A 14,406-nucleotide genomic window follows, 5' to 3' on the forward strand; every position below is an offset into this window, starting at 1 on the left:
CTGTTGAGTTCTTTGGGATCTTCCGGCGAGGCATCCTCCCCATTCGACCGCCTCGCCCAGAGGGGAATTTCATGCTTTCGATGAAGAGGCGGGGCGCAGCCCGCCTTGCCGCCGCGGTCGTGGCCTCGGGCCTGGTCGCGGCGGGTGCGATAGCCACCGCGGGGACCGCGGCGGCCGATGACACGACCCCCGCGCACGGAGGCGCCACCGCCACGCTCGGCGGTCTGAAGACCTTCGATCAGGCGATCGTGCACGCCGACGGGCAGAACCAGCGCATCGGCGCCGGTCTCTTCGAGATGGCGGTCGACAACGGCGGCACGCTCCAGACGTACTGCATCGACATCCACAACCCGACGCAGCAGCAGGCGAAGTACCAGGAGGTTCCCTGGAGCGCCTCGTCGCTGCACAACAACGGTGACGCGGGCAAGATCCGCTGGATTCTGCAGAACTCCTACCCGCAGGTGAACGACCTGGCCGCGCTCGCCTCCAAGGCCGGCGCCGGGAACCTCACCGAGCGGACCGCCGCGGCCGGCACCCAGGTCGCGATCTGGCGCTTCTCCGACCACGTCAAGGTGGACGCGGCCGACCCCGCGGCCGAGAAGCTCGCCGACTACCTGGAGAAGAGCGCGCAGAACGTCGCCGAGCCCAAGGCGTCGCTGACGCTGGACCCGCCGGCCGTCTCCGGTAAGTCCGGCAGCCGTCTCGGCCCGGTCACCGTGCACACCAACGCCGACAGCGTCACGGTCTCCCCGGCCGCCGACGTGCCGGCCGGTGTCAAGGTCGTCGGCAAGGACGGCAAGCCCCTCACCAGCGCCGCCGACGGCACCCAGCTGTTCTTCGACGTGCCCAAGGGCGCCGCCGACGGCAGCACCTCGCTGACCGCCCAGGCCGCCACCAAGGTTCCGGTCGGCCGTGCCTTCACCGGCATCGGTGTGCACGCCAAGAGCCAGACGCAGATCCTGGCCGGCTCCAGCGAGTCCACGGTCTCCGCGGCCGCCACGGTCTCCTGGAAGAAGCAGGGCGCCATCCCGGCGATCACCGCCGAGAAGAACTGCTCCAAGGGCGGCGTGGACGTCACGGCGAGCAACAAGGGCGATGAGGCGTTCCGCTTCCAGCTCTCCGGCAAGGACTACGAGATTGCTCCCGGTGCGTCGCAGACCGTGACCGTGCCGGTGGCCGAGGACCAGCCGTACGAGATCACCATCAAGGGTGCGGGCGGCTTCAAGAAGACCTTCTCCGGGGTCCTGGACTGCAAGACCGCCGGCAGCGGCGGCGGCAAGCCCTCCCCGCAGCCCAGCCCGGCCTCGGTCGGCGGCACCACCGGCGGTAACGGCGGCGACCTCGCCGAGACCGGCTCCAGCAATGCCACGCCGATGATCGCGGGCGTCGCGGTCGTCCTCGTCCTGGTCGGCGGCGGCGCGGTGTTCTTCCTCCGTAAGAAGAAGACCGGCCCCACCGCACAGTGATCGAGCGGTAACAGATCGGCTGCCGGCCGGTTCGCCGGCCGGCAGCCGGTGCAGCACCCCGTGGGCCCCGGGCGCAGCATTCGCTCCGGGGCCACGGGCATCCGCCCACCCGCCGCAACACCGCTCCGTCGCTGCCCGTCGGCCGTCCGCCCAGCGATACCCGTTTCCGTCGGGGGATGGACGTACGGCAAGATGGGGTGTATCTGCCCTCGCGCGGCCACGCCGCACCATGGCCCAGGCGGCGGAGCCGCACACAGACCTGATAGATCCAAAACTGCCGGACGGTTTCTCTTGGCTGAGTACATCTACACGATGCGCAAGACGCGCAAGGCGCACGGCGACAAGGTCATCCTCGATGACGTGACGCTGAGCTTCCTGCCGGGCGCGAAGATCGGTGTCGTGGGTCCCAACGGCGCCGGTAAGTCCACGGTGCTGAAGATCATGGCCGGTCTTGAGCAGCCGTCGAACGGTGACGCGTTCCTCTCCCCGGGCTACACGGTCGGCATGCTCCTCCAGGAGCCGCCGCTGGACGAGTCCAAGACGGTGCTGCAGAACGTGCAGGACGGCGCCGCCGAGATCATGGGCAAGCTCCATCGCTTCAACGAGGTCGCCGAGCTGATGGCGACCGACTACTCCGACGCGCTGATGGAGGAGATGGGCAAGCTCCAGGAGGACCTCGACCACGCCAACGCGTGGGACCTGGACACCCAGCTTGAGCAGGCCATGGACGCGCTCGGCTGCCCGCCCGGCGACTGGGCGGTCACCAACCTCTCCGGTGGTGAGCGCCGCCGCGTCGCGCTGTGCAAGCTGCTGCTGGAGGCCCCCGACCTGCTGCTGCTCGACGAGCCCACCAACCACCTGGACGCCGAGTCCGTGCAGTGGCTGGAGCAGCACCTCGCGAAGTACCCCGGCACCGTCGTCGCCGTCACCCACGACCGGTACTTCCTCGACAACGTCGCCGGCTGGATCCTGGAGCTCGACCGCGGCCGTGCGCACGGCTACGAGGGCAACTACTCCAAGTACCTGGAGACCAAGCAGACCCGCCTCAAGGTCGAGGGCCAGAAGGACGCCAAGCGTGCGAAGCGTCTGAAGGAAGAGCTGGAGTGGGTGCGCTCCAACGCCAAGGGGCGCCAGGTCAAGTCCAAGGCCCGTCTGGCGCGTTACGAGGAAATGGCCGCCGAGGCCGACAAGATGCGGAAGCTGGACTTCGAGGAGATCCAGATCCCGCCGGGCCCGCGCCTGGGCAATGTCGTCGTCGAGGTCGAGAAGCTCAACAAGGCCTTCGGCGAGAAGGTCCTGATCGACGACCTGAGCTTCACCCTGCCGCGCAACGGCATCGTCGGCATCATCGGCCCGAACGGCGCCGGCAAGACCACGCTGTTCAAGATGCTCCAGGGCCTGGAGACCCCGGACGCCGGCGACATCAAGGTCGGCGAGACCGTCAAGATCTCCTACGTCGACCAGAGCCGCGAGAACATCGACCCCAAGAAGACCCTGTGGGCCGTGGTCTCCGACGAGCTGGACTACATCAACGTCGGCCACGTCGAGATGCCCTCGCGGGCGTATGTCTCCGCGTTCGGCTTCAAGGGCCCGGACCAGCAGAAGCCGGCCGGTGTGCTCTCCGGTGGTGAGCGCAACCGTCTGAACCTCGCGCTCACCCTCAAGCAGGGCGGCAACCTGCTGCTCCTCGACGAGCCGACCAACGACCTCGACGTCGAGACCCTCTCCTCGCTGGAGAACGCTCTGCTGGAGTTCCCGGGCTGCGCCGTGGTCGTCTCCCACGACCGCTGGTTCCTGGACCGAGTAGCCACGCACATCCTGGCGTACGAGGGCGAATCCAAGTGGTTCTGGTTCGAGGGCAACTTCGAGTCGTACGAGAAGAACAAGATCGAGCGCCTCGGAGCGGACGCGGCCCGTCCGCACCGCGCCACCTACAAGAAGCTGACCCGGGGCTGACCGTCGTGCGACACCTCTACTCCTGCCCCCTGCGCTGGTCGGACATGGACGCATTCGGCCATGTCAACAACGCGGTGTTCGTCCGCTACCTCGAAGAGGCGCGGATCGACTTCATGCGCCGGCTGGCGCCGGGGGGCGGCAGCCCGTCGTTCACGGGCGGCTCGGTCGTCGCCCGGCATGAGATCGACTATGTGCGGCCGCTGGTGCACCGGCACTCCCCGGTGACCATCGAGTTGTGGGTGACGAAGGTCAGCGCCGCGTCGATGACCGTCGCGTACGAGGTCAAGGACGAGGCCATGCTCTACCTCCGGGCCTCGACCGTCGTCGTCCCGTACAACTTCGCCGAGGAGCGCCCCCGCCGCATCACCGCGGAGGAGAAGGCCATCCTCAAGGAGTTCATGGACGACGCCTCGCATCAGGAGGGGGCCGTCGCCGTATGACGGCGCTGCGCCTGGCCGATGCCGGGGAGGCGGCGGATCTCGCCGCCTTCCTGGCCCGGCTGATCCATTACGACCGCGCCGCCGCGGTACGGCTCCAGGCCGGCGACGGCGTACTGGCCGTCTTCGGCCGCCCGCCGTCCTTCGAGGTACTGGCGATCCGTACCGCCCGGCTCGCCGACGACCGCACCCTGGACGTCACCGTCTCCGCCGGTGAACTCCTCGAAGGCATCCGGGAGTCGGCGGATGCGCTGACCGTGCCCGCCGCGGTCACCGGCCCGCCCTGGGCCGGACTGCTGCCCCCGCGTGGCGGCTGGCGACGGGTGCCAGGACTGCCCGCGCCCGACGCGCTGATACGTGCGGTGGCCGCCGCGGTCGCCGAATTCCGCGCCCGCGACGAGGCGCTGCCGCCGCAGCACCGCACCCGCGCCGAACGGGACCACATCGGCCGGGAGATCTGGTCGCGCACCCTCGGCGACACCCATCTCCCGCTGCGCGCCGTGCACGCCGCCCAGTCGCTGGGCTTCCTGCGCCCCGCCCGTGCGGGCGCCCTGGCCGGCAGCGGTATGCCAGCCGACACCGCCCACGACCCGCAACCGCCGACGCTCCTCGAAGCGGGCGGCTGGCTGCGCCTGAGCACCGCCTACGGCTCGACCGCGGTACGGACGGGCGGACCGGCGGGGCTGAAGGGGCTGTCGGGGCTGACGGTCACACCGACCTGACCGGTCGCACCGGCCTGACTGGTCGCGCCGGCCTGATCGGTCGCACGGCCTTGAGCGGTCACGTCGCCCCTCGCCGTCACGCGACCCGAGCGGTCACGTCGGCCTGAGCGGCGGGTGTGGTGCGAGTGGGGTGGTGAGCCCGGTGAGCCCTCTGCGTCCTGCCGACCCGCTGATCCTGCCTGCGCCCCGGTTCGTCAGTCCGCGGTGTTGATCATCGAGGCGGCCGCGTAGGTGAGGTAGTTCCACAGCTGCGTCTCGTGTTCCTCGGACAGTTCGAGGGAGTCCACGGCGTCCCGCATGTGCCGCAGCCACGCATCGTGCGCGGCGCGGTCGACGGTGAAGGGGGCGTGCCGCATCCGCAGCCGGGGATGGCCGCGGCCGTCGCTGTACGTACGGGGGCCGCCCCAGTACTGCATGAGGAAGAGCGCGAGCCGCTCCTCGGCCGGGCCCAGATCCTCCTCCGGGTACATCGGCCGCAGCAGCGGGTCCTCGGCGACTCCCTGGTAGAAGCGGTGCACCAGACGACGGAAGGTCGGTTCGCCACCGACCTGTTCGTAGAAGGTCTGCTCCTGAAGCGTGCCGCGCGGAATCTTGTTCACGCGTCCATGGTGTCAGACGCGGCGACCGAGGACTTTGGACGTAGGACGGGGAGGGCGAAGGGGAGAGGGGGAGGCAGGAGCAGCGGGACGGAGAGCGGCCCGGGGAGCGATCGGTTGGATCGCTTCCCGGGCCGCTCTCTGCCGGCTTGCCGGTCAGTCCCGCGGATCAGCCCCGCCGGATGGTCAGCGTCGTCCAGGCGCCGACGTGTACCCGGTCGCCCTCATGGAGCGGCACCGGCACATACGGCTGGATGGGATCCTCGCCGAGGTTGATCGTCGTGCCGTTGGTCGAGTTCTGGTCGACCACCGCCCAGCTGCCGTCCTGCTGTTGCACCAGCAGCGCGTGCTGGTGCGAGACGCCCGGGTCCTCCGGCGGGCGGCCCAGGTCGACGTCCGGGGCCTCGCCGGTGCTGTGCCGGCGCCGGCCGACCGCGATCTGGCCGTTGGCGAGCGGGAGCACCTGCTCGGGGGAGTAGGCGGGGAGGTTGAGCCCCGCCGCTTCCGGGCCGCTGCGGCCCATCATCGCCATGAAGTACTCGCGGTCCGGCGCGATGGCCACCACCCACCCGGCGCCGACGACCGGTGCCGGACCCTGCGGCGGCGCGGCGGGACCCTGGCCGGGACCGGGGCCGCCGTTCCACTGCTGCTGATCAGGCTGCTGCTGTTGCTGCGGGGGCGCCTGGTGCTGCTGGGGCGGCGCCTGCTGCTCGTACGGAGCCTGCAGTTGTTCGTACGGAGCCTGCGGCTGCTGTTCGTACGGAGCTTGCGGTTGCTCGTACGGAGCCTGCGGCTGCTGCTCGAAGGGTCCGGGCTGCGGTGGCTGCTGCTCATACGGGCCCGGCTGCTGCGGTGGGAACGGCGCGGGCTGCTGCTGCTCGAACGGCGCCTGCGGGCCCGGCTGCTGCGGTGGCGCGGGCGCCATCGGCGGGGCCGCGGTCTGCGCGCTCGGCGGGTTCAGCGTCCAGTCGTCGCCCTGCTGCGGAGGCGGGCCGGGCTGACCGGCGGGGCCGGGGCCGGGCATGCCGGGGCCGGGCATACCGGGCGGCGGGCCGGGCTGGCCGGGGTAACCGCCGGGGCCGGGCATGCCGGGCGGTGGGCCCTGCTGAGGCGGGAAGCCGTATCCGTCCTGACCCCCGTGAGTGCCGGGGCCGGGCGCCGGCGGCGGGAAGCCGTAACCGTCCTGGCCGCCCTGAGTGCCGGGGCCGGGGGCAGGCGGCGGGAATCCGTAACCGCCCTGCCCGCCCTGGGGTCCGGGGCCGCCCGGCGGCGGGCCGGGCTGACCGGTCGGCGGGGCGTAGGACGTCGCGGAGTTGGTGAGGAAGTTGTAGCGGCAGCCCTCGCAGAACGGCGCCATCGCCTCGCGCGGCGTACCGCACTGCGGACACAGCTCCGGCGGCGCGGACCGATCGGGACCAGGCACGGGCGGCGGGAAGCCGTAACCGTCCTGGCCACCCTGAGGGCCGGGGCCGGGGCCAGGGGCAGGCGCGGCGGGGCCAGGACCGGGGCCGGGCGCGGGCGGCGGGAAGCCGTATCCGTCCTGGCCACCCTGGGTACCGGGGCCGGGAAATGGCCCGGGGCCGGGTGCGGGCGGCGGGCCGGGATGGCCCTGCGGCGGACCCGGCTGGGCGGCCGGCTGGCTGGGCGGCGTGTTCAGGAATCCCGCGGGCAGGGAGGGCGGCGGGGGGACAGCGCCCGCCATCCGGTGGCCGCACACCTCGCACCAGTCTTCGGCCACCGACTGGTGGCCGTTCGGGCAGGTCGGCATGTCGGTTCTTCCCCCTCCGTACCGTTGGATCCGGTGGTACTGATCGGTTTGATCGTCGTTATTTCTTTACGCGAACGGTCTTCGTCGAGCGCGTTTCGAGGGTCATCTCGTCCGCCTCTGCGACCTTCGCCTTCAGTCGCACAGTACCCGTCGCCGCATCGACGACGTCCACCACCTTCGCAAGCAGTTTCGCAGTGTCCTCGTTTCCGGAGGCGGAAGCCAACTGCACCGCCCGGCCCAGTTTCGCGGTGGCGCCATCCCTATCGCCCGACTTGCGGGCATCCAGACCGTGTTGGATGGCTTGCGCCAGTTCCGCCTGCCCTGTGTAGTGCGCCACTTGTGGGTTGATTGAGGTCGAAGCGGCCATATCGTCCGTCCACACGGCCCGTACGAGACCCTGCGACAGGGTTTGCGGAAGGGAGTCGTCCGCGGAGGAAATGATCAACGAGACCCGGGCGGCCAGCATTTCGTTGCCGACACCGGCATCCGGGACGCGTACGCAGATGTGGTAGTCGCGGGACTCGTCGCCCCAGGAGCCGGTCGGATAGTCCCCCGACCGGGGGCCGGACTCGGCGCGTCGGCCGGTCAAGTCCTCGACGGTGGGCGCGACCTGCTTGACGAAGACGATCTCGGCGCCGAGCGGTGTCCACAGCCGCAGACCGACATCGGCGACCTCCTTGCCCATCGCCTTCTCCATCATCTGCGTGAAGTCGGCGGTCAACTCGCCCGGATCTGCGACGATATCGGCGCTGCCGAGCAGTGCGGAGGCGATGCCGGTGACCTCTTTGACCTCCCAGTCCGTGCCGACGCCACGGGCATCGCAGGTGAAGCTCCCGAAGCAGGCGTCCAGGGCGGCCCGCAGGTCCTGCGGCGACTCGTGTTCATTGCGGCCGTCGGTGAGCAGGATGCCGTGCCGGATGGCGAGGTCGGCGGAGGACAGCAGCCGGTCGGTCAGCCGCAGCCAGGTGCCGATGGCCGTGCCGCCGCCCGCGCTCAGTCCGCGCAGCGCGTCCCTGGCCTGGGCGCGGGTGGTCGGGTCGGCGACGGCCAGCCGCCCGCCGCCCGGGTAGACCTCGACGGCCTGGTGCGTGCCGGCCACCACCGCGAAGGCGACGCCGTCCCGCACGGTGTCGATGGCGGCGGCCGTCGCCTCGCGGGCGCCCCGCATCTTCGTCGGCGGATAGTCCATCGACCCGGAACAGTCGACCATGATCACCACGCCGGCGTCCGGGCCGCCCCGCCCTCCGATGAAGAGCGGCCGGCCGCCGGTCGTGCCGCCGCCGGTCGCGGTGACCGTGACGATCGCGTTCACCTCGCGCCCGCCCTCGGGGAGGTAGGCGTTCTGGTACACCTCGGCGGAAAACCGCGGCACATTCGACTTGGAGAAGTTGGCCATCAGTTCCGCTCCTTGGGTCTCCGTGCCGTCACATCGGTAAATGGGCGGGCGGAAGTCCCGGTGTCCTTCCCCCCGTCGGCGCGTTCCACGCCGTACTCATCGCTCTCTGCTGTGTCCTGGCCGTGCCGTGGCGCGAACGCCGACCTGCGTCCGACTCATCCCGTTCGGTGAATTCGCTGAATTCGTTGTGTTCGTTCCGGTTTCGGCCGCTGAGGCCGATCATGCCCGTCCCGACGGCGCGGGGAACGGCACCAGCGCCACCGTTACGTTGTCGTGGCCGCCGCCGTCGAGGGCGTGGGCGACCAGCGTCCGGGCGGCGTCCAGCGGCCGGGCCGGCGCGTCGAACGGCAGCACCGCGCCCATCTGCTCCGCGGACTCGGCGTAGTTCCACAGTCCGTCCGTGCACACCACCACGACGCCCGGTCCGTCCGGTTTGAAGGACGCGGTGTGCGGTTCGACCTCGTACGCGTCCGCGCCGAGCCAACCGGTGATGGCGTGCGCCCGCTCATCGGCGAGCGCCTCGGCCTCGGACATCAGGTTGTTGGCGACCATCTGGGCGGCCCATGAGTCGTCCTCGGTGAGCCGGGCGGGGGGCGCTGTGCGGTCGTTCGGGATCCAGTACGCGCGGCTGTCCCCGACCCAGCCGACGGTCAGCAGCCCGCCGCCGACCACCGCGCCGACGAACGTGCAGGCCGGGGCGTTCTGCTGGCGGTACTCGTCGGGCGCCGCGGCGGGGGCGCCGTCCAGCGCGTTGACGGCCGACGAGGCAGCCATGATCGCGTCGTACATGGCCTGCTGGGGATGCGTACCGCGCGGCAGCGACGCCCGCAGCGCCTCGCCCGCGGCCTCGGACGCCGCCTTGGACGCCTCGTCCGGACGGGTCGCCGAGGAGACGCCGTCGCAGACCACCGCGACGACCGCGGGCGTACCGTCCGGCAGGGGCGTCGCGGCGAGTGCGAAGAAGTCCTCGTTGCGGTGGTGGCGGTGGCCGCGGTCGCTGACCGCCGCGATGCCCGCCAACTCCCGCTCCATGTGGTCGCGTTCGCGCGGCTGGGCGTGGCCGCAGTGCCCGCAGTAGCCGTCGGTGCCGACGGCGCCCGTACGGCAGGCGGCGCAGACCTGGGTTCCGTGGGGTGGGGTGGCGGGTTGTGGTTCGGCGGCCTCGGATGCCCCTGCGGTCCCGGGGGCTTCGGGGGCTGCTGCTGCGATGGCCTCGTAGCCGGCGACGCGGGGGTCGGCGGGCCGGCCGTTGGGCGGGGCGACGGGCCCGGGTGCGGCCTGGGGTGAAGGAGCCGCGGGTGCGTCGGACCCCGCCGTCGGCGCATGGCCGGGTGCCGGCGGGGCGCTGACATCCGCGTACGGAAGGCGGGTCTGCGGATCCGGTGGGGGCGGGCTGCCCGGAGTGGGCGGTACGGCAGGTGCGGGCGGTATGTCTGGCGCGGGCGCCACGGCAGGTGTGGGCGCCGCGTCAGGTACCTGTGCAGGTACCGGCGGTTGACCCGGCGCCGCGGACTGCGGAAGCGCGGACTGCGGCGACATGCCCTGCGGCGACACGCCCTGCGGCGGCACCGACTGCGGCGCCGCGCCCGCGGGCGACGGCGCGTACGCAGGCCGCGGCGGCGGCCCGTACGCCGGGGGGCGGTGGCCCGCCCCGGTCAGGGCGATGGTCGGCTGCTCGTCCGGCTGTGCGGCGGATGCCGCGCGGTCGGCGCCGCACCGCCCGCAGAAGTTGTCCCCCGCGTCCAGCGGTTCGTCGCAGCTCGCACACCGGGACGGCCCAGTCACACTCATGTCACACCCACGTCCTGGGGCGGAAGCGGTTGGCCCGTTCCACCAGCTCGATCCTTTCCTCGCCACGCTGCGCCAGCCGCGCGAGCAGGCGGTACGAACGCTCCAGCCCGAACCGCAGGCCGCGTTCGTCCAGCGCGCTGCCGAGCAGCGCCGGGCGCCCCGGGGAGGCCTGTGCGCCGTCCGGCCGGGCACCGTGGCTACCGGAGAGTACCCAGTCCAGGGCACTGCCCAGTACCTCGGTGGCGAGTTGTTCGCGCCGCTCCGCGTCCAGCCCGAAGTCCGCGAGGGCCTCGACCTGCTCGGCGGCGGCCCGCAGCTCCGGCAGCAGCGGGTCGCGGGCGGAGCGCCGGCGCAGCCGGGCGCGGATCGCCGCGATCCGCGCCGCGGTGTAGTGGATGGACGATTCGGGGACGGACTCCAGCGCCTCGACGGCGCCCGTCCGGTCGCCCGCCGCCAGCTGCACCCGGGCCAGCCCGAACGCGGCGCTGACATAGCTGTGGTCGGTGGCCCACACCAGGCGGTAGTACTCGGCGGCGTTGTCCAACTGTCCCAGGAGCTCCGCGCAGACGGCCAGCGCCAGCTTCGGCGCGGCCTCCCCGGGGAACGCGTCGTAGACCGCGTCGAAGGACAGCGCGGCGCTCTCGTGGTCCCCGGCGGTCAGCGACACCAGGCCGTGGTTCCACACCACCCGCCAGTCGGCGCCCCACTCCTCGGCGAGCTCCGACTCGATGGCCTCCAGCGCCAGCAGTGCCGCCGCGGCGTCCCCCATCTCCAGGCGGGCGCGGAGTCCGCGCAGCCGGGTCTCCAGGGAGTCGGCGGGTGCGGAGCGCAGCGCGGCGATCAGCTCGGCGGGGGCGGCGGCCATCAGCCCGGCCAGGAAACCGGCGTTGGGGTCGGCCGGGTCCACCCGCGGCACCGGCAGCGCGAGGACGGCGGCACCGGTGTCCAAGGGGCGCAGCACAGGGCCGCCGGGGACGGTGGCGGCCGCCGGATCCGTGCCGTCCGGTCCGTCTCCAGAGCCCTGCCCGCCCGCTCCGGCCTCGTACGCGGTCTGCGCCGGAATCGCCGGCGCCGCCGTCTGCCCGGCCATCGCCCCGGCGCCCCGCTCGCCGCGCCTCGGCGCCACATTCCGGGCGCCCAGCAGCGAACTGTCACCCGTCGCCGCCGCAACCAACTCCGTGTCCACCACGCGCAGTTCCGGCCCGAACAGCTTGGACAGCGACGGCCGCTGCTCGCCCGTCTGGACCGCCACGACCTCCCGCAGCACCCCCGTCAGCTGCTCGGCCATCTCCTCCGCGGACGCGAACCTGCGGGCCCGGTCCGGGTCCGTGGCGCGCACCAGCAGCCGGTAGAAGGACTCGTACGTGCGGAAGACCTCGATGTTGTCCGGGTCCGGCAGGGAGTCCACGAAGACGTTCGTATAGCCCTGGAAGTCGAAGGTGAGGACGGCGAGGGTGCGCGCGACCGTATAGAGGTCGGAGGCGACCGACGGGCCCAGCTCGGCGACCTCGGGCGCCTGGTAGCCGATCGTGCCGTAGATCGCGCTCTCGTCGTCGTCCATCCGGCGCACCGCGCCCATGTCGATCAGCTTGAGCTGGTCGTGCTGCTGGATGGCGTTGTCGACCTTGAAGTCGCAGTACAGGAGGTTGCGGCTGTGCAGGTGGCCGAGCGCCTCCAGCGCCTCGATGCCGTACGCGCAGGCCTGCTCGACCGGCAGCGGATCGCGCCGCCCCTGGGGCGTGCGCCGCTCGTTGGCGATGTCCTTGAGCGATTTGCCGCCGACGTACTCCATGACGATGTAGCCGTCGAGGCTGCCCGTCGACTGGTCGAGATGCTCCACGAAGTTGTAGATCCGCACGATGTTGGAGTGCTCGATCTCGGCGAGGAACCGCCGCTCGGACACCGCGACCGCCAGCGCCTCTTCGTGGCCGGTGTCCAGCAGGCCCTTGAGCACCACCCACCGGTCGGACACCGCGCGGTCTATCGCGAGATAGATCCAGCCCAGCCCGCCGTGCGCCAGACAGCCCACGACCTCGTACTGGCCGTGCACGATGTCACCGGCCCGCAGCTTGGGCGCAAAGCTGTACGGATGGCCGCACTTGGTGCAGAACCCTTCGGTGCGGCCCGGGAGTTCACCGCGTGCCCGCCCCACCGGTGCCCCGCACTCGCCACGGCTGCAGAACCGCTTTCGCTCCGGGACCTCCGGCTTCTCCAGCACCGCCGTCCGCGGATCGGGCCGCGGCACCTCCGGCACCGTCACCAGGCCCGCGCCCAGCCGCCCACGGGCCGACCCCGCCCCCGAGCCGCTGCCCGCGCTGCGTACCGACACCGACACCGACGACATCCCGCGCGTCGGTTCGCCGCCGGACAGCGAACGCGACAGCCGCCCGGACACCGAACGCCGGGATGTCGAGGAACGGGACGACGCCGAGAGCGCCGTACGGGCCGAACCGGTGGAGTGGGTGCCGGCCGTGCGCGACGACCGCGCCGAGCCGCCGGGCATCGCGCCCGCCGGCGCCCGGCTCGTCAGCCCCGTGGGCGGTGCGGACAGCAGGCCGTCCGGCGAGACGACCGGCGCCAGACCGCAGGTGTCGCAGTAGAGCTCGCCCCCGCCCACGTCCTCATAGTTGCCCGCGCACTCCCGCCGCTGGCAGGTGGCACCCGCCCCTTCCGTCACGATTCCCCCCTGCGCTCCGCCTCCTGTGGAACAAACGCTTCCGCGGCCGCTTGCTGATAACGCCACACCGCCTGCTCGGCCGCCCGCAGATCACACGGCGCGCTCCACAGCATCCGGCGGGCCGCGTCGTACCGCTCCATCAGCAGCGGATCCTCGGCCAGGCCGTGCCGCGCGACCTTCGCCTTGTACGCGTCCAGCCGGCCGCGCAGCTCGGCACGCACCGCCAGCGGCGCCGTCACCGCGGTGAGCGACTCCCGGGCGCGGTGCAGCTCGTCCTCCGCCCGCTGCTCCAGGCTGTCCAGCAGCGGTGAAAGACGGTGCCACTGCGCGTGCCTGCGGTAGTCCGCGGCCGCCGCCAACTGCTCGTGCAGCGCCGTCGACGGGCCGCTGACCGCCGGCACCTCGGACGCGGCGATCTTGGCCAGCACCTCGCCGCGGGCCTGCCGTGCCTCGGTCAGCGTGCGGTCCGCCCGGGACAGGACGTCGCGCAGCTGCATCAGCCGCCGCTCCGCGTCCTGCCGGACGTCCAGCACCGCCTCGACCTCACGCCGGATGTCCTCCAGCCCGCGGGCCGCACGGTCGTACCGCGCGGTGTCCGGGCGCCCGCCGCCGGGCGCGGAACTCCCCGTCGACGACGACACCCAGAACGCCAGCGGATCCGAGATCACCTGGCTCCGCAGCCGCGTCAGCTCGTCCGTGATCCGTTCCAGGTCGTCGCCCGCCGGATGCTCCCCGGGGCGTACCCCCACCGAATGCGCCAGCGACCGCACCCGCTGCAACTCGGCGGACAGCAGGTCTATCCGGGCCGGCAGAGCCGACCAGACGGCGTCGGCGGCGACGATCACATCGAGCGACCGCGCGTACAGCCCGTTCATCCGCTCGACGAGCCCCTCCATGCTGAACTGCTCGCTCAGCCGCGGCGGTCCGCTCTCCGGGCCGCCGCCCTCCGCTGCCGCGCCCGGGACCGTCACACCGCTGCCGTGCAGCATGTCCGTCAGCTCCGCGAGGTCGTCGGGAGACGGCCAGCGCCGCCGCTCGCGCAGCTCACGCGTCGCCGTCAGCGCGGCCGTATAGGTCTCGAACAGCGACCAGAGGACGGTGATGGACCGCTCGGTGGCGGCCCACCGCTCCTTGGTGGTGCCGGACAGGTCGGCGCCCTCCAGCAGCCTGCGGCCCGCGTGGTCCTGCAACGCGAGCAGCGACGTCTCGATCGCCTCGTACTCGGCGCCGAGCCGCGCCAGGGCACGATCCACCTCCTCCCGGCCCAGCACCGGGGCATAGGGCCTCCCCGCGGAACCGGGGAAGGGTCCAGGGACCCCCATCGATCACCTCTCCAATACGCGTACGGTGCACGGCGGTTGGTGCGCCTGGGTCGCTGCTGCGGTGCTCTGTTCCCTCAATCCCCCATAGTGACGGCATCTGTCCGTTGCGACTGCTTCGGTATCGAGTGAACTGCCTCGGTATCGACTGACTTCTCGGGTAGCGGGTGACTGCTTCGGTACCGACGAGCGTGACGCTTTCGCCGCGTGCCCGTCCCGCCCGCTTCCCTTCCCCTTCCTCCCCTCCCATAGTGACGGTATCGACCACTCTGTGGGGC

General features: G+C 72.1%; 10 protein-coding genes. 4 read left to right on the top strand and 6 right to left on the bottom strand.

Features of this window, described 5'->3' with window-relative positions:
• The first annotated feature begins 71 nt into the window (after window positions 1-71).
• The 4 genes from AB0I10_RS05575 (at window position 72) to AB0I10_RS05590 (ending at window position 4,581) form a co-directional block, all read left to right on the top strand.
• Window positions 72-1,466, top strand: a complete 1,395-nt coding sequence (locus tag AB0I10_RS05575; protein WP_363151007.1) for an LAETG motif-containing sortase-dependent surface protein — start codon at window positions 72-74, stop codon at window positions 1,464-1,466.
• Between the two features lie 291 nt (window positions 1,467-1,757).
• Window positions 1,758-3,422 (top strand): energy-dependent translational throttle protein EttA, encoded by a 1,665-nt coding sequence (gene ettA / locus AB0I10_RS05580; RefSeq protein ID WP_363151008.1) that lies wholly within the window; start codon window positions 1,758-1,760, stop codon window positions 3,420-3,422.
• Window positions 3,423-3,427: 5 nt separating this feature from the next.
• Window positions 3,428-3,862, top strand: a complete 435-nt coding sequence (locus AB0I10_RS05585; RefSeq protein ID WP_363151009.1) for a thioesterase family protein — start codon at window positions 3,428-3,430, stop codon at window positions 3,860-3,862.
• A complete protein-coding gene (locus AB0I10_RS05590) occupies window positions 3,859-4,581 on the top strand; it encodes a hypothetical protein (protein ID WP_363151010.1) in 723 nt (240 codons plus the stop codon). Before AB0I10_RS05585 ends, AB0I10_RS05590 begins: the two co-directional genes overlap by 4 nt.
• Window positions 4,582-4,775: 194 nt before the next feature.
• On the opposite strand, the gene AB0I10_RS05595 is transcribed toward AB0I10_RS05590, so the two are convergent.
• The 6 genes from AB0I10_RS05595 to AB0I10_RS05620 all read right to left on the bottom strand — a co-directional run bounded on the left by AB0I10_RS05595 (window position 4,776) and on the right by AB0I10_RS05620 (window position 14,131).
• Entirely contained in the window at window positions 4,776-5,180 is a 405-nt protein-coding gene (locus AB0I10_RS05595) for a globin (RefSeq protein WP_363151011.1), read from the bottom strand.
• 166 nt (window positions 5,181-5,346) lie between these two features.
• Window positions 5,347-6,945 (bottom strand): FHA domain-containing protein, encoded by a 1,599-nt coding sequence (locus AB0I10_RS05600; RefSeq protein WP_363151012.1) that lies wholly within the window; start codon window positions 6,943-6,945, stop codon window positions 5,347-5,349.
• Between the two features lie 58 nt (window positions 6,946-7,003).
• Window positions 7,004-8,341 carry a VWA domain-containing protein gene (locus tag AB0I10_RS05605; RefSeq protein ID WP_363151013.1) on the bottom strand — a complete coding sequence of 446 codons (1,338 nt, stop codon included), beginning with the start codon at window positions 8,339-8,341 and terminating at the stop codon, window positions 7,004-7,006.
• A 219-nt stretch (window positions 8,342-8,560) separates the two neighbouring features.
• The gene (locus AB0I10_RS05610; RefSeq protein ID WP_363151014.1) at window positions 8,561-10,132 is read right to left on the bottom strand and encodes a protein phosphatase 2C domain-containing protein; all 1,572 of its coding nucleotides are present in this window, start codon (window positions 10,130-10,132) and stop codon (window positions 8,561-8,563) included.
• A gap of 1 nt (window position 10,133) precedes the next feature.
• Window positions 10,134-12,809: a tetratricopeptide repeat protein gene (locus tag AB0I10_RS05615; protein WP_363151015.1), complete on the bottom strand. Its 2,676-nt coding sequence runs from the start codon at window positions 12,807-12,809 to the stop codon at window positions 10,134-10,136.
• On the bottom strand, window positions 12,806-14,131 hold the full coding sequence (locus tag AB0I10_RS05620) for a hypothetical protein (RefSeq protein WP_363151016.1): 1,326 nt from the start codon (window positions 14,129-14,131) through the stop codon (window positions 12,806-12,808). Before AB0I10_RS05620 ends, AB0I10_RS05615 begins: the two co-directional genes overlap by 4 nt.
• Between the last annotated feature and the right edge of the window lie 275 nt (window positions 14,132-14,406).

Origin of the sequence: Streptomyces sp. NPDC050636 (genome assembly GCF_040654775.1) — a bacterium.
Lineage (GTDB): Bacteria > Actinomycetota > Actinomycetes > Streptomycetales > Streptomycetaceae > Streptomyces.

What these genes read in the sequence shown, in the direction of transcription:
- AB0I10_RS05575 (WP_363151007.1), top strand. Translation starts at nt 72, where the DNA reads ATGCTTTCGATGAAGAGGCGGGGCGCAGCCCGCCTTGCCGCCGCGGTC.
- AB0I10_RS05590 (WP_363151010.1), top strand. Translation starts at nt 3,859, where the DNA reads ATGACGGCGCTGCGCCTGGCCGATGCCGGGGAGGCGGCGGATCTCGCC.
- AB0I10_RS05600 (WP_363151012.1), bottom strand. Translation starts at nt 6,945, where the DNA reads ATGCCGACCTGCCCGAACGGCCACCAGTCGGTGGCCGAAGACTGGTGC.
- AB0I10_RS05605 (WP_363151013.1), bottom strand. Translation starts at nt 8,341, where the DNA reads ATGGCCAACTTCTCCAAGTCGAATGTGCCGCGGTTTTCCGCCGAGGTG.
- AB0I10_RS05610 (WP_363151014.1), bottom strand. Translation starts at nt 10,132, where the DNA reads ATGAGTGTGACTGGGCCGTCCCGGTGTGCGAGCTGCGACGAACCGCTG.
- AB0I10_RS05620 (WP_363151016.1), bottom strand. Translation starts at nt 14,131, where the DNA reads ATGGGGGTCCCTGGACCCTTCCCCGGTTCCGCGGGGAGGCCCTATGCC.